This window comes from Sphingobacterium rhinopitheci (assembly GCF_022627575.1).
GTDB classification, from domain to species: Bacteria; Bacteroidota; Bacteroidia; order Sphingobacteriales; family Sphingobacteriaceae; genus Sphingobacterium; species Sphingobacterium rhinopitheci.
The window spans coordinates 396,799-421,159 of record NZ_JADEYQ010000001.1; the positions used below are offsets into that span (position 1 = coordinate 396,799).

A 24,361-nucleotide genomic window follows, 5' to 3' on the forward strand; every position below is an offset into this window, starting at 1 on the left:
ATTATGAGAAAAGAATATATATTATCGATAGATCAAGGAACTACTAGCTCACGTGCGATTCTATTTAATCCCAAAGGAGAAATTGTAGAGGTAGCACAAAAGGAATTTAAGCAGATTTATCCAAAATCAGGATGGGTAGAACATGATGCTTTGGAAATTTGGGCGACACAATTTTCTGTAATTACAGAAGTGATAACAAAAGCTAACGTTAAGTTAGACACTATAAAAGGTATTGGTATTACCAACCAACGCGAGACAACGATTGTATGGAACCGTAAAACAGGACAGCCGATTTACAATGCTATTGTATGGCAAGATAGACGGACATCAGAATATTGCCAAGAACTCGTCAAAAAAGGTTTAGCAAAAACCATCCAAGAAAAAACTGGATTACCGATAGATTCTTACTTCTCGGCATCTAAGATCAATTGGATCCTAAATAATGTCAAAGGAGCAAGAAAATTAGCCGAAAAAGGAGAACTAGCATTTGGTACGGTAGACTCATGGTTAGTATATAACCTTACAGATGGAAAGACACATGTAACAGATGTTTCTAATGCTTCACGTACATTACTCCTAAACATTCATACCTTAGAATGGGATAAGGAATTGTTAGATATATTTGAAATACCCGAATCCATGCTTCCTAAAGTATGTAGTAGCTCAGAAGTATATGCACATACCTCCGTAGAAATCGGCAATGTACAAATCCCTATTGCCGGTATTGCGGGAGACCAACAAGCAGCCTTATTTGGACAGTTGTGTACAAAAAAAGGAATGGTTAAAAACACCTATGGCACTGGCTGTTTCTTATTGATGAATATCGGCAATAAACCTGTTATCTCTACCAATAAACTTGTAACTACAGTGGGTTGGAAAATTGGCAATGAAGTGGCCTATGCTTTGGAAGGCAGTATATTTATCGGTGGAGCCGTAGTACAATGGTTAAGAGACGAGCTTGGTATCATCAAAAAATCTAGTGATGTGGAAAAACTAGCTACAAGTGTTCCAGATACCAATGGTGTATACTTAGTACCTGCATTCTCTGGATTAGGAGCCCCACACTGGAATGCGGATGCACGAGGTACACTCGTAGGATTGTCCCGTGGTGCTAATGATGCCCATATTGCCAGAGCATCATTGGAAAGCATTGCATTTCAGACCTATGATATCCTGAAAGCAATGGAGATAGATTCTAACTCTAAGATAAAGGAATTAAGAGTAGATGGTGGAGCTACACAAAATACATTCTTAATGCAATTTCAATCAGATTTATTAAAAACGAAAGTAATTAGACCATCCGTTACAGAGACTACTGCATTAGGAGCTGCTTTCTTAGCAGGCCTCGCTGTTGGATTCTGGAAAGATATTAAAGAACTAGAGGAATTATGGACGGAGGATAGAACATTTATAGGTACAAAATCATCAAAACTTCCTCAACAGTTACATGAATGGAAACGAGCAACCGAAACAGCTAAGTTTTGGGCTAACTACAAATAAATATTAACTAAGAAACCAAACATTATGACACCATTTTTAGCTGAATACATCGGTACAGCCATTATGATACTACTAGGGGGAGGTGTAGTAGCCAATGTTGTACTAAACAAAACTAACGGAAATAACTCCGGATGGATAGTTATTACTACAGCATGGGCGCTCGCTGTATTTGTAGGCGTTACCATAGCAGGCCCATATAGCGGAGCACACTTAAATTGTGCTGTTACTGTGGCCAATTTGATCATAGGGAAGATGGATACACCAACTTCATTATCCTATATAACTGCGCAATTATTAGGTGCCATGACTGGCGCTGGATTAGTATGGTTATTTTATAAAGATCATTTTGCTGCTACCGAAGACCCGGGACCAAAACAAGCGGTATTCTGTACAAGTCCATCCATCAAAAATTTACCTATCAATTTATTTAGTGAAACACTTGGTACGTTTGTATTGATATTTACCATCTTGCACTTTAAAGATGCTACTATGGCTGACAACACAACGATAGGATTAGGTAGTATTGGCGCTATTCCCGTAGCATTATTAGTATGGGCAATAGGATTATCTTTGGGTGGAACAACGGGTTATGCTATTAATCCTGCTCGTGATCTAGGACCTAGAATAATGCATGCAATATTACCTATTAAGAACAAAGCTTCATTCAACGCTAGCTACGCTTGGGTACCTGTATTAGGTCCTATTTTGGGAGCATCATTAGCAGCAATAGCATACCTTTTGATTTATTAATAAAGCAAAAATATATTGTAATGATATCGTATATGTAGTAATAGACTATATCATTACCTACCACACTTCGCTATCCAGCATAAAAGATTCTAGGTAACCCCAAACCTAGAAAAATAAAACTATTCTATTAAATAATGCACTAAAGTGCGCATTTTGAATTTCCCAATATGTAAAATACCAACATATTGGGAATTTATTTGGCACAATAATAAGCTTTTATGCAGTTATTAAGTGTAGAAACGCAAAAAACATCATAAGTTAATATTCTGTTAACATTACTTTAGCAATTTAGCACCAATTTATTATACATCACATATGTTAAAACCAATAGAAGAAAAGTGTATTAATCCAAAAATCACCTCAAAGGTTCTTTGGATTACTTTGGCTATTGCTTGTTATTCACCAAACCAAATATATGCTAACACATATCATACGGTTGAAAAACACATTAGTCAGCAGCAAACAATTAAAATCAAAGGTAAAATTGTAGATAGTACTACAAAAAAAGCATTAAGCGGAGTATCAATAAGAAGTAATAACAAGGTATTAACACAATCAACAAATGACGGATCCTTCGATATCACTATTCCAGTAGATGATAAAATCACGTTCAATCTAATCGGATATCAAGAAATATCGCGACAATTTAGTACATCCAACAATAATGTACAAATTGCATTAGAAGAAAGTGCTCAAGATATCGATGAAGTCGTTGTAACAGCATTAGGCATCAAGAGAGATCAAAAAGCATTGGGTTATGCATCTACTACAGTGGGTGGAGAAGAATTAACGAATGCTATATCAAACAATTGGTCTGATGCTTTAACAGGTAAAGTAGCAGGATTAAATGTCGTAAAATCAGGTGGTGGACCACTTGGGTCAAACAATATAATCCTTAGAGGAGAGACATCACTTTCGGGAGATAATACAGCTCTTATTGTAATTGATGGAATAGTAATGGAAGCTGGTCGCAAAATGACAACTAGCGGAAGCTCGAATTACTTGGATGGAGATTCTCCTGTTGACTTTGGAAGTTCATTATCTGATTTAAACCCAGATGATATTGAATCTATCACTGTATTAAAAGGTCCAGCTGCGGCAGCACTTTATGGATCTAGAGGAAGTCGTGGTGCAATCATTATAACAACAAAAATTGCAGATAAAAATAAAGGTAAAGTTGGTGTTTCTATAAATTCAAATACTGCTATAGGCACCATTAATAGATGGCCGGAGTATCAATATGAATATGGCCAGGGTGACGAGGGCCAAGACTTATATTATTCCTACGGACAAAGTGAAGACGGTCCTTCTACATTAAGTACCTCCTCTGCATGGGGTGCAAAATTTAACGATCAAATGTTCTATCAATACAATCCTGAATACTATAGAGTATTAGCTCCAGAAAGAACATTATGGCGTCCTTACAAAAACAATAGAAAAGAGTTATTCACTAACGATTTCACGTCTACGAATAGCATTTCATTATCTGGAGCCAGTGAAAAAACATCAGCTCGTTTTTCGTACACCAATGTATACAATTCATGGATTATTCCAAATACAGGATACAAAAGAAACTCTATTGCCGCTAATCTAAACAATCAGATTACCAACAAACTAAGCATTGCTACAAAAATAAATTACAATAACCGTAGTTCGGATAACTTACCTAATACAGGCTATAACAACCAAAGCTACATGTACTTTATTCGTGGTATGACACCGAATATGGATGCTGCCTGGTTTGATAACAACTGGCGTCCTGATAAATATGGTATAGAACAGACAACACCATTTTCTAATCTATTGGATAATCCTAAAACCATGTCTTATGATATGTTGAATGGTCAAAACAAAAATCATATTATTGGAAATATCCAAGCGAACTATAAATTCAATGATGAATTAAATGTAATGGTACGTACAGGTATTGATTTGAGTTACGATAAGCGAACACAGCAAAGGCCTTTCGATACCTATAAATATGCGTATGGCTACTACAAAGAGCAGGGAATCAATGCGCAAGAAACAAATGCTGATTTCTTAATTACTTACAACAATAATAGACATCAAGATATCAAATTTGGCGTAAATGTAGGTGGTTCAATGATGAATAATAAATATTCTAGAGAAGATGCATCAACGAACAAGCTGTCATATCCTAATGTATACTCTTTTGCCAATTCGGCAACGACCGTTGTTTATAAACCACTGCGTGAAGAATATGCTGTTCACAGTTTATATGGTTTAGCAAACTTTAGCTACAAAGAGACATTCTTTATCGATGGAACATTACGCGTTGATTGGTCTAGTACCCTTGCTTCTCCCCTCAAGAATGAGGTATCACCATTTTTCTATCCTTCCGTAAACGGAAGTGTTCTACTATCCCAATTGTTTGAATTACCGACACAAATATCATTTTGGAAATTTAGAGCTTCGATAGCTGGAGTAGGTGGTGGCGGTAAGAACCCTTACCTTAATAGTTATACGTACCAAAGATTAGCCCAATTTTCGGGAGGAACATCTAATCCTACAACCATTCCTGATTTAAACTTGAAATACGAAAACACTGTTTCCTATGAGTTAGGTACGGATTTTCGTATGTTCAAAAATAGATTGAAAATAGATCTTACAGCTTATAAGAACTTTTCATACAATCAAATCTTAAAAACACCAATCGATCCGTCAAGCGGTTATCAAACACAGATCATCAATGCTGGTAAAGTTCAGAATACAGGATTTGAGTTAGAAGCGAATTTTGATATTCTCAAAAATAAAGATGCCTTTAACTGGTCATTATTTGGTAATTATACCAAATACAACACCCGCATCAATGAATTACCAAATATGGTAGACAACTTAGTGCTATCTACAATCTATGGATCTAGAGGTACGGTTGAAGCGCGAGTTGGTGGACGTTTTGGGGATATGTACGGCTTAGGCTACCTACGTAATGAGGAAGGACAGATAATCTATAAAAATGGATTACCCGAATATACCGAAGACTTAATCTACATAGGCAATGCTAATGCGACCTCAAAATTTGGTATTGGAAGTCAATTTAGATATAAAAACATAGGCTTAAACTTCTTAGTCGATGGCCAATTTGGTGGTGTAGGATATTCCCTAACGCATGCTGTATTAATGGAAGAAGGAAAATTGACCAAAACAATTCCCGGAAGAACAAATGGTATAATAGGTGTAGGTGTTGTTGATAATGGTGATGGTACATTCTCCCCAAATACCACGATTGTTACCGCACCGAGCTACTATAGAAAACATTTCAACAGAGATAATATTGAATCTAATACTTTTTCTACTGATTACATCAAATTAAGGGAAGTAAGAATTGACTATACCATACCAAAATATGTGTTATCAAAAATGAAATTGCAAAGAGCAACAATAGGCTTATATGGTCGCGACCTATTTGTATTTTCTAAATGGCCTTCTTTTGACCCTGAATTTGGATCTTTAAATAGTAGTGGTGTTGAAAAAGGAGCTGAAATAGCACAATTCCCTTCTACACGCAACTATGGTATCAACCTATCCCTATCTTTTTAAGCATTAGATTATGAAAGCATTTATTAAATCAACTATACTATGTACCGCTTTAAGTATAAGCTTATCTAGCTGTACCAAGGATTTTGTTAAAATCAATACAAATCCCAATGAAAGCACTGCCGTAGCACCTCAAAGTCTATTAGGTCCTGCAATATATAGTGTTATCACGGCGAATCTAGATCGTAATTTCCGTATAAACAATGAGTTTATGCAAGTAACGGTTACCCGAAATGATAACCGCGAATTTCATAGATATGAAGTTAGAGCTACAGAAACAGAGTATATGTGGAAAAATTGGTACTTACAATTGACTAATATCCGTGATATCTATAACAAAGCAGAAATCGGTCGTCAAACTGGATACCAAACTTACCAAGGGATCTCTTTAATATTGGATGCCTGGGTAACATCACTTTTGACAGACACCTATGGAGATATTCCTTATTTTGAAAGTAATCTAGGCTATACAAACAATAATACAACGCCTTATTTTGATAATCAAATAGATATATACCGCGATATATTATTAAAGTTAGAACGCGCAAATGAATTACTTAAAGAAAATGTTGCTGTTGAGTCAGGCAATAATGGTTTTGACCCTATATATGGTAGTGATCCAACAAAATGGAGGAAACTAGGCAATTCATTATATCTACGTCTTTTATTGAGAACTTCTCATAAGCCAGAACTAAACTCCGTCGAGAAAATTAAAGAAATAGTAGACAATAATCCTGCAGAGTATCCAATAATGAATTCAAATGATGAGTCTGCGATTCTAAAATTCATTTCTCAAGAGCCTTATTTAAATCCTTTTTACAATGCTAGAGATTTAGATTTCAATGGTGATAAAGGATATTCGGAATTCTTTATTAACAATTTATTAGAGTTGGGTGATCCTAGGTTAAGCATTTGGGCGACAGAAGCTACTTTAGGCGTATATGGAGGTATAGAATCAGGATACCCTAAAGGAAGTATCCCCGAACTTCAATCTAGATTTCAACTCACATTGAAAGGACCATTATTGCCCGGAATAATAATGAGTTATCCGGAGTTACTATTCATATTAGCAGAATTGGGAGAAAGAGGAATAATACAAAAAAATGCTATCGATTATTACAATAAAGGAGTACAATCCTCAATTGAAATGTGGGGAGCAACTGTACCTGTCAACTACTTTGACAATCCCAAAGTAGCTATACAGCAGTCCGATTCTCAAACAACAATATTAAAGAAAATACATCTACAGAAGTACTATACGCTAATGTTTACAGATTTTCAACAATGGTTTGAATACCGTAGAACAGGCTTTCTAGATCTATATACTGGTGTTTCCTTACAAAATGATGGCAAAATGCCCGTACGCTTGAGCTATCCATTAATCACGCAGTCCTTAAACAAAGCTAATTATGAAACGGCTATCAGCCGAATTGGTGGTGACAAAATTAGCAGTCAAATGTGGTGGCAAGTAGGAATAAATTAATAGAAAGACAATGAAAAAATTCAAAAACATATCATTAATAGCGCTTATATCGAGCACGCTATTAACATCCTGTTTAAAGGAGGATGAGAACTATGCTATAGGAATAAGCAATCCTGAGACATCGCTATTTACGATAAGAAACCTATACAAAGGATCTGACGTAAAATTAGAAGCACAAAAACTAAATGAGGCTAAATATTTCAAGGGTGTAGTTATCTCAAATAGTACAGAGAATAATATGCCTAAAAATTACCTTGCCGTACAGAATACTTGGCGTGGACAAACAAGAGGTATATTAATAGATTTAAATGATGCTTATCCTACGGGAACGAATACCTACAAATTTGGTGATTCGGTATATGTAAATATTGATAATACGACACTTACTACGCAGGATGAATTATTAGTATTGAAAAATTTTAACAGTGAAAATATCAAAGTCATAAACTCTGGAAATCAAGTAGAATCTAGGTCTATATCGATAGCATCATTAATTAATAATTTCTCAGATTATGAATCTACCTATGTAAACATAACATCAGATCTAGAAACGGAGCCTTCCAATGGTACACCACTAAAAGGTAATAAAATCCTTTCCGATGGGGAGAATGCTATAAATCTATTTACCGAAGATGAGGCAAAATTTGCAAATAATCCAGTCGCTCCAAGTGCTACATTTGTAGGCATCGCCTTCAAAAAAAACAAAGAGATTCAACTGAGACTTCAATCTTATGACGGCATGATGTACCCTAGTGGTCGCATATATGCTGGATGGCCCGAAACCTTTGAAAATCCTGACACCGCAAAAGGTAGCTACAACATGACAGCCATCAATAATAATGTAGGTTTTCAAACTGGACAATGGCACCTATTCCAATCTATAATTGGTGACACACAAGGTAGAGATCGAATTGTATCAGGAAAAAATGCAATCCGTTTTCAGCAAAATCTTGCTGTACCTGCCTATCTACAGATGAATTTTGATTTACCTAATGGAGCGTCAAAAGTAACATTTTGGTATGGTGCATACTATACTGATAGATCAAGCTCCTTCAAACTAGAGTACTCTACAGACCAAGGGACTACATGGACACAATTAGGCGAAATCATAAACGATGCACATAAAACATCGGAGAGTCTAAGCGCTAAACAAGCTGTTTTCTTAATGAATATCCAAGAGCCAGTTCGGTTTAGAGTACATAAATTAGGATTAGGAACAAGTTCTAATACGATTGAGAATGGTCGCTTAGGAATCGATGATATATCGATTTTCAGAAGTTACTAAACTTTAAGAGGGCAACAATCACAAACAATATTGCCATTATATCTATGCTCCTGACGTAACCGTCAGGAGCATAGATATTCAAAAAAGCAAGAAGCAGTTTTTCAAACAAACGTAAGTTTATGACTGCACGAGATCATCAACTAAGAAATATCTTTTGGAAACGGATTATTCTTAATGGACATTTCTGTTTGTGGATATGGAATTGAAATTCCTTGCTCATCTAAGGCGATCTTAATTTTCTCGCGTAAATTATTTACCGTCAACCAATATACTTCACGTTTAACCCAACCTCTAATGGTTAAATTAATAGAACTATCAGCCAAATCACCTACAAAAACATCTGGCGCAGGCTCTTGATTCATATTGGGATCATTTTTCAAAACCTCAAGAATAGCTTCCTTAGCTATCTTGATGTTATCATCATAACTAATACCTACTATAAACTGAAATCTTCGTGAAGAAACCTTAGTAAAATTACGTATTACAGAATTAGCTAACGTACCATTCGGGCTAAATACACGTATGCCATTATCATCGGTAATGGCGGTATATAACAAATCTATTTTGTCAACAGTACCTGTAGAACCATTTGCTGAATCTATATAATCTCCTACCTCAAACGGTCTAAATATTAAAATTAATACGCCTCCAGCAAAATTAGCCAAACTCCCCTGAAGGGAAAGACCTATAGCTAAACCAAATGCAGATAAAACAGCAATAAATGAAGTCGTCTGTATACCTACAGTACTCGCCACTGTCAATATCAATAAACCATAAAAGATAAATCTTATCAAACTAAGAATAAAACCAGAAACTGACTTATCAAAATTTCTTCGCTCAAACCTACGTTGTATTAAACTAATAGCAAATCTAATTACATACTTACCGATGATAAGAATTACAATGGCAGCCACCACTTCTGGCACCTTTAATACAACTAAATCAATTAATTTCTCTATCCTTGTTTGTATATCAAATTGTTCCATAACGATTATTCTTTATACTCAAATGTATAAAATTAAACCTTGAATACCCTATTTAATATATTTTAAATAACTTTAGCTGATGATTTATTTAGATAATAACGCTACGACAAGAATTGATGACACTGTACTAGAGACAATGTTACCTTATCTAAAAGAAGAGTATGGAAATGCAGCGAGTATACAGCATAAACTAGGAAGAAATGCTCATCAAGCTATAGAAAAGGCACGTAATAATATAGCTCGCCACCTACAGGTACAAGCTAAAGAAATCTTCTTTACAAGTGGTTCCACGGAATCTATATCAACTGTCCTTAAGGGGATATGTGAAAGGTATAACTCAATTGGCAATCACATTATCACATGCCAAACAGAACACAAAGCTGTGTTATCAACCTGCGAAGCATTATCAAAAAAAGGAGCTAACATTACTTACCTCGCTGTAGATGATCAAGGCAATATTAACTTAGAAGAGCTCCGTAATCATATCACTAAAGATACTATTCTAATATGCCTGATGGCAGCGAATAATGAAACTGGTATAATACATCCTATAGCTGAAATAGCAACAATATGCCAAGAAAAAGGTATTCTTTTCTTTTGTGACGGCACACAATACATTGGAAAGGAAAACATTAACTTAAGTGCCACACCGATAGATATATTTTGCTTCAGTGCACACAAATTTCATGGCCCAAAAGGAATTGGTGCTGTTTATATCCGTAGAAAAACTAAACCTATCCAAATAGCCCCACTAATAATGGGTGGAAAACAAGAAAATAGCTTCCGAGCAGGCACGCATAACGTACCCAATATTGTAGGAATTGGCACTGCAATTGAGGTACTTTCAAATGCAGATAAAGAACAAATAGCGGAATTACGTAATTATTTTGAAAAACGTATCGAAACAGAGATTGACGAATGTATTGTTTTAGCAAAAAAAGCAAATCGTATTGCTAACACAAGTAATATACTTTTCAAGTATGTACCAAATAGTCAGTTAATAGCAAAGCTACCAAATATAGCATTATCTTCAGGTTCAGCATGTGTTTCCGGGGATCGTAACCCTTCCCATGTACTCAAGGCTATGCATCTTTCGGATAATGATGCTTTAAGTTGTATACGATTTTCATTATCTAAATACACTAAAAAAATAGAATTAGATACTGTTATCGACGAACTAAAAAAAACAATACATAAAATAAGAATGGAATCCCCTATATGGCAAATGTACAAAAGCGGACTGTTACACTAATTTATGACAGTATATAAACTCTTTTAGTATTGCTATTGGAAAATTAATTACGAACTTTGTAAGGAATAAATATAATATTACACCATGGTAACGATAACTGATAAAGCAAAAGAACGTATTCTTCATATTATGGAAACGGAAAAATACGATGAACATTATTTTGTACGTGTCGCTGTTGAAAGTGGCGGTTGCTCGGGTTTATCGTATAAACTAAATTTTGATAACGAAGAAAAAAAAGGAGATCAATTTTGTGAAGATAAAGGGATAAAAGTATGTCTCGATATTAAATCATACTTATACCTTGCGGGAACAGAATTAGATTATTCAGACGGATTAAATGGTAAAGGCTTCGAATTTCATAATCCCAATGCTTCAAGAACTTGTGCTTGTGGAGAAAGCTTCTCTGTATAAAGTAATAGATTAATCTTTTACAAAATAAATAGTCGGAGTAAATCCTAAATCTTTATTTTTTCAGATAATCCTTTTATTATTTAATAAATAAAAATACGATAAATACATAATTGGCCAATGATTCTTAGGATCGTTGGCCAATTATGTAGTATATACATTCAAATGCATCTTTATCGGTTTAGAACAATTCTAAATTGCATCTTTTTTATTGGTTTAAAGTCATTTTTATAAATGATTTAGATATTTTTGTAGAAATAAATTTTAAACGATAATGAGTAGTAAATCAAAGCCGCTATTTAGTTCCTCACTAGGAAAGAAACTAATCATGAGCTTAACAGGACTATTTTTATGTATGTTCTTGTTAATTCATTTGATTGGTAACTTGCAGTTATTTAATAATGACGCAGGCTACGCTTTCAACAAGTACGCTGTCTTCATGACAACCTTCCCTCCTATTAAAGTAGTATCGTATCTACTTTACGCTTCTGTTATCATTCACGCAATCTACGCACTTGTATTAACGTTGAAAAACAAGTCAGCTAGGCCAGTAGGTTATAATCAAAGCGCTGGTAGCGCAAACAGCAAGTGGAATTCTCGTAATATGGGTATCTTAGGTACTGTATTATTAGTTTTTATTGCAACTCACATGTCTAACTTTTGGTGGAAGTACCACAACGACCAAGTTCCTTACATTGAGTACAAAACTGATTTAAAAACAGGTCAACAATTAGAAGTAAGAGAGCTTACAGCAAATGAGTTTACCGTTTATTCTGTTCAAGTAGAAAATGGAATTGAAACTGTACAAGCAAGAGATTTGTACAAACAAGTAGATTTCGCTTTTCAAAGTTTACCATTAGTGGCATTATATGTTATTGCTATGGCTGCATTAGCATTCCACTTAATTCACGGATTCCAATCGGCTTTCCAAACAGTGGGTTTTAACCACAAAAGATACATAGGCTGCATCAGAACTATTGGTGTATGGTTATTTGGCGTTATAATCCCTGTATTATTTGCTTTAATGCCGTTATATTTCTTTTTCAAAGGTTAGTAATCTCTATTTAAAAATAAAGATATGTTAGATTCTAAAGTACCAGCAGGCCCATTAGCCGAAAAATGGTCAAAACATAAATTCAATATGAAGTTGGTGAATCCTGCCAACAAACGTAAATTTACTATTATCGTAGTAGGTACAGGTTTAGCAGGAGCTTCAGCAGCAGCTTCATTAGCAGAATTAGGTTACAATGTAAAAACATTCTGTTACCAAGATTCACCTCGTCGTGCACACTCTATTGCAGCTCAAGGTGGTATCAATGCTGCTAAAAACTATCAAAATGACGGTGACTCTGTTTTCCGTTTATTCTATGATACAATCAAAGGTGGTGATTACCGTGCACGTGAAGCCAACGTATACCGTTTGGCTGAAGTTTCTGTAAACATCATCGATCAATGTGTTGCTCAAGGTGTTCCTTTTGCTCGTGAGTACGGTGGTTTATTGGATAACCGTTCATTCGGTGGTTCTCAAGTATCACGTACATTCTATGCTCGTGGTCAAACTGGACAACAATTATTATTAGGTGCTTATTCGGCATTAAACCGTCAAATCCACAAAGGTAAAGTTAAATCTTACACACGTCACGAGATGTTAGATTTAGTGAAAATCGACGGACAAGCGAAAGGTATCATTACACGTGATTTGGTAACAGGTAAAATTGAATCGCACGAAGCACATGCGGTATTGTTATGTACTGGTGGTTACGGAAACGTATTCTTCTTATCGACAAATGCGATGGGATGTAACGTAACAGCTTCTTGGAGAGCACACAAACGTGGCGCTTTATTCGCGAACCCTTGTTATACACAAATCCACCCTACATGTATCCCTGTAACTGGTGACCACCAATCAAAATTAACATTGATGTCAGAGTCATTACGTAATGATGGTCGTGTATGGGTTCCAAAAACAAAAGAATTAGCGGCTAAACTTCGTAAAGGAGAATTAACAGCTGCAGATATCAAAGAAGACGATAGAGATTATTTCTTAGAGCGTAAGTACCCATCATTCGGTAACTTAGTGCCTCGTGACGTTGCTTCTCGTAACGCGAAAGAAATGGTTGATGACGGCCGTGGTGTTGGTAAAACAGGTGTTGCTGTATACTTAGACTTTGCTGAAGCAATTGAGCGTTTGGGTGAAGATACAGTACGTGCTAAATATGGTAACTTATTTGACATGTATGCTAAGATTACAGATGAGAATCCGTACAAACAACCAATGCGTATATACCCTGCTGTTCACTATACAATGGGTGGTGTATGGGTTGATTACAACTTGATGACTACTATCCCAGGTTTATACTGTTTAGGTGAAGCTAACTTCTCGGATCACGGTGCTAACCGTTTAGGTGCTTCTGCATTGATGCAAGGTCTATCGGATGGTTACTTTGTTATCCCTTACACTGTAGGTGATTACTTAGCAAACTTAGGATCATTTGCGCCAGTTGACAAAAACCACCCTGCTTTCGAACAAACTCGTAAAGAAGTAGAAGAGAATGTGAATAAATTATTAGCTCTTCGTGGTACTAAGACTGTAGATGATATTCATAAAGAATTAGGTCTTATCATGTGGGAATACTGTGGTATGGCACGTACAGCTGAAGGCTTAACAAAAGCTAAAGGATTGATTCAAAACTTGAAGAAAGATTTCTGGACTAATGCGAATGTATTAGGCGAGAACGAAGAGATGAATATGTCTTTAGAAAAAGCTGGTCGTGTGGCTGACTTTATTGAGTTAGGAGAATTAATGGTTGACGATGCATTGAACCGTGCGGAATCATGTGGTGGTCACTTCCGTTTGGAATCACAAACTGAAGAAGGTGAAGCAAAACGTAATGACGAAGAATACGCTTACGTAGCTGCATGGGAATACAAAGGTGAAAACCAACCAGAAGTTCTTCATAAAGAAGAATTAATATTCGAAAACGTTAAGTTAACACAAAGAAGTTATAAATAGATTTAAAAATACAGCTATTAGATTTACTAATAGCTGTACTTTCAAATCTCAAATCATATATAGATATGAGTAATCACATGAATTTAACGCTAAAAGTATGGCGTCAAAAAAATGATAAATCAACTGGTCAATTCGTGACTATTCAAGCAAAAGACATCGCTGATGATATGTCTTTCTTAGAAATGCTTGATATTGTAAACGACGATTTGACACGTAAGGGTGAAGACCCTATATATTTCGACCACGATTGTCGTGAAGGTATCTGTGGTATGTGTTCATTGGTAATCAATGGTCGTGCACACGGTCCTAACCAAGGAACTACAACATGTCAATTGCACATGCGTTCTTTCCATGACGGACAAACTATCGTAATCGAACCTTGGAGAGCAGCGGCATTTCCAGTATTAAAAGATTTAGCGGTAGATCGTACGGCATTCGATCGTATCCAACATGCTGGTGGTTATGTAAATATCAATACTGGTGGTGTACCTGATGCTAATACTATAGCTATCCCTAAGGTAATCGCTGACGAGGCTTTCGAATCTGCTACTTGTATCGGTTGTGGTGCTTGTGTGGCAGCTTGTAAAAATGCTTCTGCTATGTTATTCGTATCAGCTAAAGTATCTCAATTTGCATTATTACCTCAAGGTCAAACAGAGCGTTACGAGCGTGCTCAAGCAATGGTTGATCAAATGGATGCTGAAGGCTTTGGTAACTGTACAAATACAGGTGCTTGTGAAGCTGAATGTCCAGTAGGTATCAAATTGACAAATATCGCTAGGTTAAATAGAGAATATTTAAGCGCTAAAGTTTTATCTCAAAGAGATATTCACGCTTAACATTTATTCTTATAAATAAAAAAGGGCTTATTCTTTTAAAGAGTAAGCCCTTTTTTATTTATAAGAATAATATACATTAAATAATGAAAAAATATATAATATCATTATATTTATCATTACAAATCACTTTATACCTACACAGATGCTTTTTAAAAGTCTCTTAAGAGTATTTATTATACTTTTTATGTATGTTTTTCACTTAGGAAACATCATAGGCCAAACTATGCAAACCGATAGTTTACTTAAACTTATTAGTCCACAAAACCCTGACTCTATAAATGCCAACATTTATTATGAATTAGCAAAACAAAATTATGCTAGTGACACAAAAAATGCAATATTATGGGCACAACAGGGGGCTACATATTTTAAGAAAATAGAATCATACGCTAAAATGTCAAGCTGTATGAATATTGAAGCTGTTTGTTTACTTATATTAGATAAACCCGATGAGAGTATAAAAATGCATTATGAGATTCTCAAATTAAGAGAGAATCTAAACGATTCCAATTTAATAGCTGAAACATTAATCAACATAGGAAATATATTCTATAAAGGTCAAGATAAAGAACAAGCATTAGAATTTTACCAGCGAAGTAAACAATTAGTCCTTCAAAACAACAACACTAACCTTTTAGCAAGAATTTATAATAATATAGCGAATTATTATAAAGATAAGTACTACGATCATAAAAATATAAAAGATAAAGATGCCGCTATAAAATATGCAAAAATAGCCATCCAATATAAAGAAAAACTAAAAACAGACAAAACACTAGAAAATTCATATTTAACCTTAGCAAGGTTATATTTTGATGCTAGGGAATTTAATTATGCAGCTAACTATGCTTTAAAAGGAGAGAAAATAGCCCTTCAAAATCGAAATGATGAATCAGTAGCAACAAGTAAACTCCTACTATCAGAATTAGCATTAACAAAGAACAATTTTGAGGAAGCACAAAATAAAATAAACGAACTATATACCTATATAACAACAAACAAGGCATTTCATCTCTTAAATACAAATGATAAAAATATCATTGTGATAAGTAATAAAATTAGAAATTCTAATGCCAACCATACGAATCAACCTAGTATAGAATCTCAAATAGATAATAATACACTTTTAGCGTCCAGGGAAAAATTAAGAGAAGAGCTAAAAATAAAATATGAATCCGAGAAAAAAGGACTTGATAATATAAATCTGATGCTCAAAAATAAGATTGAACAGAATAGAGCAGAAAAAAATAAAGTTATCAGCATCATATCTATAATTTTCTCATTGGTACTGATCATGTTAGTCGTAGATCTTGTAAAGAAAAATAGATCCATACTAAGATCAAAGGATTCCATGCAAGCTAAAGCTAACCAGTTGTATAATCAAAATAGCTTTTTAAAACAATCAGAAACCTTCAAAACTAAACTATTTTCTATTATTTCGCATGATTTAAAATCACCTATATCAAATTTAAAATCTATAGTTGAATTATCTTCTGAAGTTCAATTGAGTCCTGAACAAAACTCATTTTTAATGAAAGAGATCAAGCAAGAATTAGACATAACGTCAAATTTATTAAACGATCTACTATTTTGGTCAAAAGTGCAAATGAAAACAAATTCAATCGCATGGTCATCATTCAATATACATACAGTCACAGTCAAATGTTTTAACACTTTACGCTCTAATATTAAAGTAAAACATTTAAAAATAATTAACAATATCCCTACAAATACATTTGTATGGGGAGATGAAATGCGAACAGAGTTTATAATCCGTAATATTCTACACAATGCTATAAAGTATAGTGAATTTTATCAACGCATAGAAATTGGTATTATTGAAAACAATGATTCTTGGGATTTATATATTAAAGATAATGGTGTAGGTATGGGAGAAGAACATGTAAAAAGAATATTTTATACAGATAAATCGAAGATCAGTTCAAAAGGTACATTAAATGAACAAGGAGCTGGTATAGGACTTTTACTATGTTATAATTTTGCTGAAAGTCTAAACTGGAAATTACAGGTAGAATCAAAAATTAGGATAGGCACTACTTTCCATATCCATATTAACAAGAAAAATCAAGACATTAAAACAAGCGATAACGCAAGTTTAGAGAACACTAAAAAACAAATTCATAAGCCAATTCACTCCGATATATAAAGAGTATAACTTATATTTGCGTCTATGGATATAGATAAAGAAATTATAGTAAATATAGCGTTAGTAATTCATATGGCTTTGACAGGAATTGCGTTAATTCGTCTTTTCAAAGTTAAAAATGCTACAGGAGGGTTAGTTATTCTTTCACTGCTATCTATGATGATCCCTGTATTAGGGCCATCAGCCTTAATCGTTTATCTTAATAACTTAATAAAAAAACAAGAGCAAGAAAAAAAGAATACTAAGCAGTATTCTTTTTCTCCTAAACCAAAAATAAAAAACGGTAATAAAAAATAATATTTTAATATTGAGCTATTAAGATTTTGATAGTTCAATATTATCCCTAAAATTCCCTTCCTTATCCACAATAAAAGTCATTGGATTTTCAGGATCTTTTATTATCTCAAACAATAGATAGCCCCAAGGTTTCCAGAAACTCTCCAACACTTGGCCGTATGTCTTTCCATTCCAATTGTCAAAAATAGGTTTCAGCGTCCAGTCATTCAACGGCATAGGTTCTACAAATACTTTTGTAGGAGTTTCCATTATCGTATATTCAGGTAATCTATTAAATAAATAAGCTGAATAAAAATAACGTGCACATATCTCTTCAAACTGAATAGGATGTAATTTTTTATTGACAATTTTGGCTAATAATTCATCGTGAAAGATAGCATTTGTACCATTATCCTGAAGTGTAGCAATGATGGCAAAATCTTTCATTCGTAATGAAAATATCAACGTATTAATTTCATCGCGGTACATAAAAGTATCCGCATCATTATCAACCTCAAAAATCTCTATCGTAAATGGGTTTCTTTCTTCAAACTCCATTGTTACCAATAAAGACTGCAACATAGCATGTAAGTTTCTAAACTTATGAACCAGCGATTGAGAAAAATTCATTTCCTCACCAGACAGGACAGCTTGTCGCATACCCGCTTGAATTTCATTAAATACAACACCGTACAAGATCTTTGAAACCCATTGAAACAAACTCAGCTGATCTAAATCCTTTACTGCAGCATAGCCTTCGTTCATAGCTTTTTCAACCTTCAACTCAAGCTCTTCTATTACCGCAGAAACTTCAGGAGAACAAGGTAATTGAAGTTTTTTATAGGTAGAGAAGCTCTCATCTAACATTTTGAAAGGCTTTTCTTCTAAATCAAAAGCACGCATCATCCAAACCGGAAAAACTGGAATACGCTCTTCCTCTGACATTAACTGATGACCCGTCAAAAAGCAAGATTTATTATCAAATTTGAAATCCAAAAAAGGATTATAAAGTTTCGTTGTCATAGATGACAAAGTTAATTTTTTTATCTACTAATCACGAGATAGATTAGTAGATTGACTAAAATTTGACGCTTCAATATAAAGGCTATTCATTTATAATTTGAGATCAAATACTACATTTACTGAAATACTAATCCGTATTAAATTAAATATAAATTATAACACCTAAATTTAAGTATGAAAAAACTAATTAAATCTCTTTATTTCCAAGTCATTATAGCTATATTAATAGGTATTGCATTAGGGCACTATTATCCAAACATAGGTGTTTCATTAAAGCCCTTTGGAGATGGCTTTATCCGCCTTATAAAAATGATAATCGCTCCACTAATTTTCTGTAGTATCGTACTCGGTATATCGGGGATGGAAGATGTTCGTAAAGTAGGAAAAATTGGAATCCGCTCGATGATGTATTTCCAATGTACTACATTCGTAGCTATGTTTATTGCTTTAGCGGTTATAAATATAGCAGAACCAGGCGTAGGTATGAATATAAACCTCGAAAATATCGATACCTCCCAGGTTGGTACTATCATTGAAAATACGAAGGAACAAAAAGGTATTACACAATTTTTGTTAGATATCATCCCGCATAATGTCATTGGATCCCTAGCAGAAGGAAATATCCTTCAAGTTTTATTCTTTGCTGTGTTAATAGGTTTTGCATTCGCTAGAATGGGTGAAAAAGCCGAACCTGTTAAGATTGTGTTGCAATCCTTTTTAGATGGTATATTTATCGTCATAAAGATGATTATGAAAGTAGCACCACTCGGTGCGATGGGTGCTATAGGCTTCACTGTAGGAAGATTTGGGCTAGAGATATTGAAATCATTGGGTTTAATGATGTTTTGGTTTTACATGGCATGTTTGATATACATATTTGTATTTATAGGATTGATATTATATAGAAACAAAATAAGTCTGTGGAAATTTTTGGGGTACATAAAAGATGAACTGCTAATAGTGTTAGGTACCTCCTCATCAGAATCAGTGCTACCTGCTATCATGGAAAAATTAGAAAAAGCAGGCTGCAGTAAATCTGTAGTACGTTTAGTTATCCCTACAGGATATTCCTTCAATCTCGATGGAACGGCTATATACCTTACGATGGCTGCCATTTTCTTAGCACAGGCGATCAATCAACCCATGGACCTAGGGGATCAACTATTCTTATTACTTGTTTTGACATTTACGTCAAATGGTGCTGCAGGGGTAACGGGATCAGGCTTCATTATATTGGCGGCGACGTTGCCTGTGGTAGGTCATATCCCAGTAGAATCCATTGCTATAGTATTTGGTATTGATAGGTTTATGAGTGAAGCACGTGCCTTGACAAATATTATAGGTAATGCGACGGCCGGCTTGGTATTATCCAAATGGGAAAATGAACTAGATATGAACCAATTAGAGCGTGTATTAAATGAGAAAGACGCTGCATAATTGAGGTGTAAAAACAACAGCTAAATTTTAATAAAAAAGGAGTACTGATAATTATTAGTACTCCTTTTTTATTAATTAACAAAACGATTACACTAAATGATTACATTTTTGTTTACATTTGATGAATTTTATTAAAATATTAGTAATTTAAAATTTTACAAGCTTAATAATATAAAGCTAAAACATTTACATGGGACGTAACTTATTAAAAAGAGAACAAGCGATTACTTTTGTTAAAGAAACATTTTCGAGTAATCTAAAAAATATATTAAAACTTATCCCCGTATCGTCACCACTGATTGTATTAGATGGGACAGGAATTAATGATGACTTAAATGGTATTGAAAGGCCAGTGGCTTTCCCTATTAAATCTTTGGACGAGCAACGTGCTGTAGTAGTACATTCACTAGCAAAGTGGAAAAGAGTACGTCTTAAAGAATTAGAAATTGAACCTCACGAAGGAATTATTACAGATATGCGTGCCTTGCGTCCTGACGAAGATTACTCCCCTATTCACTCGATCTATGTGGATCAATGGGATTGGGAAAAAGTAATATTACCTCAAGACCGCAACTTGCAATATCTTAAAGATACCGTTTCAAATATTTATGCTGCATTAGTAGCTACAGAAAAAAGTGTCGAAGCACAGTACCCTGATAAAAAGGCTATTCTTCCTGCACAGATTACATTTTTATCTTCTCAGGAAGTATTAACAATGTATCCGGATAAAACCCCGAAAGAACGAGAAAATATCATCGCTAAAGAATACGGTGCGGTATTCTTATACGGTATTGGAGGGGAGCTATCTAATGGATTTACGCATGATGGTAGAGCAGCTGACTATGATGATTGGAGTACCGAAAATGAAGCCGGATGGCATGGTCTAAATGGAGACATCTTGGTATGGAATCCGCTTATAAATAGCGCTTTTGAACTATCTTCTATGGGAATCCGTGTCGATAAAAAAGCACTCCTGAGACAATTGGAAATCAGAAATTGTACGGAGAGAGCAGAATTATCATTCCATAAAATGTTATTAAATGACGAACTACCTGAAGCTATTGGCGGTGGTATCGGTCAATCTCGTGTTTGTATGTTCATGCTTAAATTAGCACACATCGGTGAAGTGCAAGTAAGTATTTGGGATCAACAAAGAAAAGATAATCTAGCAAAAGAGAATATCTTCTTATTGTAATAGAATATCATCTTCATAAATATAAAGGGGATAATAAAAAAATTATCCCCTTTATGTTTTATACTATTTAAGAAGATTGACCTCGTATAAATCTTTCCTTCTATCTTTCATTACTTTTACTGTACCATATTCATGGAGATCACGAAGGGCATATAAATCAACATCAGCGATTAATACCATTTCCGTATTCGGTGTAGCTTCTGCTTTAATGGCATTATTAGGAAAAGCAAAATCCGATGGCGTAAATACAGCAGATTGCGAATATTGAATATCCATATTATTGACGCGTGGCAAGTTACCAACAGACCCAGCTATAGCGACATAACATTCATTTTCTATAGCACGTGCTTGGGCACAATGCCGGACACGAATATATCCATTTTGCGTATCTGTCATAAAAGGAACAAATAATATCTGCATTCCTTGATCAGCCAATATTCTACTCAACTCTGGAAATTCAACATCATAACATATAAGTAGTCCTATTTTTCCACAATCGGTATCAAATACTTTAACCTCACTCCCGCCGACCATACCATAGTATTTGAATTCGTTGGGTGTGATATGAACCTTACGATAGGAATCTACATGCCCATTGCGATGGCAAAGATAAGTTACATTATAGAGCTTACCACGCTCCACCAAAGGCATCGACCCGGCTATAATATTAACATTATAAGAAACCGCAAACTGTTGTATACGTTGACAGATCTCTTTGGTATGTTCGGCCAATTTCTCCATCGCTAAGCGCTCAGGAAGATCATTATAAGGTTTCATCAATGGGGAATTGAAGAACTCTGGAAACATGATAAAGTCAGTGCCATAATCACTTACGGTATCCACGAAAAACTCTATTTGATCATAAAATTCGTCTATATCCGTAAATAAGCGCATTTGCCATTGTACTAATCCCAAACGAATCGTCTGTTTACTTGCAGAATTTGATCTTGCATCAGGATCGTAATAAATATTGTTCCATTCCAACAATGTCGCAAACTGCGCTGACTCTTTATCTTCAGGAAGGTAATTTTTAAGGATTTTTTTTACGTGAAAATCATTCGACAGCTGGAACGTTAAGGTAGGATCATAGATTTCCTTTCTTTTTACTTTCTCGATATATACACGAGGACTCATTTCATTCACGTAATTATAATAATTAGGAATTCGTCCTCCCGCAACAATACTTTTTAAATTCATCTCCTCACAGAGTTCCTTGCGCGCATCGTACAATCTACGTCCCAGTCTTAGTGCTCTAAAATCAGGATGAACAAATACTTCTATGCCATACAAAATATCACCTTCATAGTCATGGTTCAAAAATTTGCCATCGTCAATTATCTGATAATAATTATTATAGATATTCGTATTTTTTGAATTGATCATTAGTGACAAAGCACAAGCAACGACATGGCCATTAGCTTCGACACAAAGCTGCCCCTCAGGAAACATGTCTATCAAATCAACAATATTCTCCCGTGTCCATACATCACCTATTCCATCATAGGCTTCCGTCATGGTTTTTTTGAGATCTTTATAATCTTGCTTGGTTAATAATCTAACATTAATATCCATAATTGGTTGTTCTATAATTAGAATTAAGAATACTCAAAAGTAATACCAAAGTAGAAAAGAAAAAGCTCTATCAAAATATGATAGAGCTTTTTAAGAAATTATGCTTCTCCTTTAGAGTTCCCAAAATCTAATGGATATGGGATATCTATAGGACCATTGGCAACTTCAGTTTTACCTTGACTATCAAAACGGTCGATATTATCTTTTAATACGGTCAATAAAGCCTTAGCATGATCTGGAGTCAATACGATTCTAGATTTAACTTTCGCCTTAGGTACACCTGGCATCACGCGGATAAAATCTAAAACGAATTCTGTATTTGAATGCGTAACTATAGCTAGGTTAGCATATACTCCTTCTGCAATTTCCTCACTTAACTCAATGCTAATTTCGTTTTTTTCTGTGTTGTTTTTATTAATGTCGCTCATATCTAATTACTATTTGTTTTTATTTTGTGAAAGTTCTAAAATCTTGACCATCTTGAATAGTTAATACCGTTTCGTAAATCAAACGAATCACATTATCTACATCTTCTTTATGTATCATCTCTACGGTCGTATGCATATAGCGCAATGGTAATGATATTAATGCGGAAGGCACACCACCATTAGAATAGGCAAAAGCATCCGTATCTGTACCTGTATAACGGGATGATGCCTGGCGCTGAAAAGGGATATTATTCGCCTCCGCTACCGCGATCAATTGTTTATTAAGATTAATTTGCACAGCTGGAGCATACGATACTACAGGTCCTTTGCCACAAGCTAAATCACCTTGTGTGATCTTATTGATCATCGGTGTTTGCGTATCATGTGTAACGTCCGTCACAATGGCTACATTTGGCTTGATATAATTAGCAATCATTTCAGCACCACGAAGACCAATTTCCTCTTGTACCGAATTTACAATATATAAACCAAAAGGAAGCTCTTTTTTATTTTCTTTTAATAAACGTGCTACCTCAGCTATCATAAAACCACCTGCACGGTTGTCCATAGCACGACCAACAAAATAACGATCATTTAGCACCATGAATTCGTCTTCATAGGTCACTACCGAACCTACATGAATACCCAATTCTTCAACTTCTTCTTTGGTTGTACAGCCACAATCCAAAAAGATATTCTTAAGTGTTGGTGCTTCTTCTTTCTCCCCGGAGCGCGTATGAATAGCAGGCCATCCAAATACGGCTTTCACAATACCTTTATCAGTATGAATATTTACGCGTTTGGAAGGTGCTATTTGATGATCAGAGCCACCATTACGAATCACATAGATCAATCCATCTTTTGTAATATAATTTACAAACCATGAAATCTCATCTGCATGAGCTTCAATTACTACTTTATAATTAGCCTCAGGGTTAATAATCCCTACTGCAGTACCATAATTATCGATATATGTTTCATCAACATAAGGTTTTAGATAATCTAACCACAATCTTTGTCCTTGCCACTCAAAACCTGTCGGAGATGGGTTGTTAATATAATTTTCAAAAAACGCTAAGGAATCTTTCGTAACCACGGTTTGGTGATTTACAGCATTATTATTCTTCTCTGCCATTTCGTATTTTGTTTGGTCCCAAAATAAAAATAATTATCCTAATCCAAAAATTAT

At 34.7% G+C, this 24,361-nt stretch carries 19 protein-coding genes; 14 read left to right on the plus strand and 5 right to left on the minus strand.

Annotated elements, in window-relative coordinates; genetic code table 11:
- Window positions 1-3: 3 nt before the first annotated feature.
- The 5 genes from glpK to IP023_RS01825 all read left to right on the plus strand — a co-directional run bounded on the left by glpK (window position 4) and on the right by IP023_RS01825 (window position 8,576).
- Window positions 4-1,500, plus strand: coding sequence for a glycerol kinase GlpK (gene glpK, locus IP023_RS01805; RefSeq protein WP_241788535.1), 1,497 nt, complete (start codon window positions 4-6; stop codon window positions 1,498-1,500).
- Between the two features lie 24 nt (window positions 1,501-1,524).
- Entirely contained in the window at window positions 1,525-2,250 is a 726-nt protein-coding gene (locus tag IP023_RS01810; protein ID WP_241788536.1) for an MIP/aquaporin family protein, read from the plus strand.
- 315 nt (window positions 2,251-2,565) lie between these two features.
- Entirely contained in the window at window positions 2,566-5,811 is a 3,246-nt protein-coding gene (locus tag IP023_RS01815; protein WP_241788537.1) for a SusC/RagA family TonB-linked outer membrane protein, read from the plus strand.
- A gap of 10 nt (window positions 5,812-5,821) precedes the next feature.
- Window positions 5,822-7,291 (plus strand): SusD/RagB family nutrient-binding outer membrane lipoprotein, encoded by a 1,470-nt coding sequence (locus tag IP023_RS01820; RefSeq protein ID WP_241788538.1) that lies wholly within the window; start codon window positions 5,822-5,824, stop codon window positions 7,289-7,291.
- A gap of 10 nt (window positions 7,292-7,301) precedes the next feature.
- Window positions 7,302-8,576, plus strand: coding sequence for a DUF5689 domain-containing protein (locus IP023_RS01825; RefSeq protein ID WP_241788539.1), 1,275 nt, complete (start codon window positions 7,302-7,304; stop codon window positions 8,574-8,576).
- A gap of 140 nt (window positions 8,577-8,716) precedes the next feature.
- Here IP023_RS01825 and IP023_RS01830 read toward each other — a convergent pair whose 3' ends face one another.
- A complete protein-coding gene (locus IP023_RS01830; RefSeq protein WP_241788540.1) occupies window positions 8,717-9,562 on the minus strand; it encodes a mechanosensitive ion channel family protein in 846 nt (281 codons plus the stop codon).
- Between the two features lie 79 nt (window positions 9,563-9,641).
- On the opposite strand from IP023_RS01830, the gene IP023_RS01835 reads away from it, so the two are divergent.
- The 7 genes from IP023_RS01835 (at window position 9,642) to IP023_RS01865 (ending at window position 17,538) form a co-directional block, all read left to right on the plus strand.
- Entirely contained in the window at window positions 9,642-10,814 is a 1,173-nt protein-coding gene (locus tag IP023_RS01835) for a cysteine desulfurase family protein (protein WP_241788541.1), read from the plus strand.
- An 84-nt stretch (window positions 10,815-10,898) separates the two neighbouring features.
- Window positions 10,899-11,225, plus strand: a complete 327-nt coding sequence (locus IP023_RS01840) for a HesB/IscA family protein (protein ID WP_241788542.1) — start codon at window positions 10,899-10,901, stop codon at window positions 11,223-11,225.
- Between the two features lie 271 nt (window positions 11,226-11,496).
- Window positions 11,497-12,276 carry a succinate dehydrogenase cytochrome b subunit gene (locus IP023_RS01845; RefSeq protein ID WP_241788543.1) on the plus strand — a complete coding sequence of 260 codons (780 nt, stop codon included), beginning with the start codon at window positions 11,497-11,499 and terminating at the stop codon, window positions 12,274-12,276.
- Window positions 12,277-12,300: 24 nt separating this feature from the next.
- On the plus strand, window positions 12,301-14,235 hold the full coding sequence (locus IP023_RS01850; RefSeq protein WP_241788544.1) for a fumarate reductase/succinate dehydrogenase flavoprotein subunit: 1,935 nt from the start codon (window positions 12,301-12,303) through the stop codon (window positions 14,233-14,235).
- A gap of 65 nt (window positions 14,236-14,300) precedes the next feature.
- The gene (locus tag IP023_RS01855) at window positions 14,301-15,074 is read left to right on the plus strand and encodes a succinate dehydrogenase/fumarate reductase iron-sulfur subunit (RefSeq protein ID WP_241788545.1); all 774 of its coding nucleotides are present in this window, start codon (window positions 14,301-14,303) and stop codon (window positions 15,072-15,074) included.
- 223 nt (window positions 15,075-15,297) lie between these two features.
- Entirely contained in the window at window positions 15,298-17,241 is a 1,944-nt protein-coding gene (locus IP023_RS01860; protein ID WP_241788546.1) for a tetratricopeptide repeat-containing sensor histidine kinase, read from the plus strand.
- Window positions 17,242-17,265: 24 nt separating this feature from the next.
- Complete coding sequence (locus tag IP023_RS01865) at window positions 17,266-17,538, plus strand: hypothetical protein (RefSeq protein WP_241788547.1); 273 nt, start codon at window positions 17,266-17,268, stop codon at window positions 17,536-17,538.
- Between the two features lie 18 nt (window positions 17,539-17,556).
- Here the strand turns inward: IP023_RS01865 and IP023_RS01870 are convergent, their stop codons facing one another.
- Window positions 17,557-18,540 carry a hypothetical protein gene (locus tag IP023_RS01870; RefSeq protein ID WP_241788548.1) on the minus strand — a complete coding sequence of 328 codons (984 nt, stop codon included), beginning with the start codon at window positions 18,538-18,540 and terminating at the stop codon, window positions 17,557-17,559.
- Window positions 18,541-18,714: 174 nt separating this feature from the next.
- Here IP023_RS01870 and dctA point away from each other — a divergent pair, with 174 nt between their 5' ends.
- On the plus strand, window positions 18,715-19,977 hold the full coding sequence (dctA, locus tag IP023_RS01875) for a C4-dicarboxylate transporter DctA (RefSeq protein ID WP_241788549.1): 1,263 nt from the start codon (window positions 18,715-18,717) through the stop codon (window positions 19,975-19,977).
- 190 nt (window positions 19,978-20,167) lie between these two features.
- Window positions 20,168-21,172, plus strand: coding sequence for an aspartate--ammonia ligase (gene asnA, locus IP023_RS01880; protein WP_241788550.1), 1,005 nt, complete (start codon window positions 20,168-20,170; stop codon window positions 21,170-21,172).
- Window positions 21,173-21,235: 63 nt separating this feature from the next.
- Here asnA and IP023_RS01885 read toward each other — a convergent pair whose 3' ends face one another.
- The 3 genes from IP023_RS01885 to IP023_RS01895 form a co-directional block, all read right to left on the minus strand.
- Window positions 21,236-22,744, minus strand: coding sequence for a carbon-nitrogen hydrolase family protein (locus IP023_RS01885; protein WP_241788551.1), 1,509 nt, complete (start codon window positions 22,742-22,744; stop codon window positions 21,236-21,238).
- A gap of 98 nt (window positions 22,745-22,842) precedes the next feature.
- Window positions 22,843-23,172, minus strand: coding sequence for a DUF3467 domain-containing protein (locus IP023_RS01890; protein WP_241788552.1), 330 nt, complete (start codon window positions 23,170-23,172; stop codon window positions 22,843-22,845).
- Window positions 23,173-23,191: 19 nt separating this feature from the next.
- Window positions 23,192-24,307, minus strand: coding sequence for a M42 family metallopeptidase (locus tag IP023_RS01895; protein WP_241788553.1), 1,116 nt, complete (start codon window positions 24,305-24,307; stop codon window positions 23,192-23,194).
- Between the last annotated feature and the right edge of the window lie 54 nt (window positions 24,308-24,361).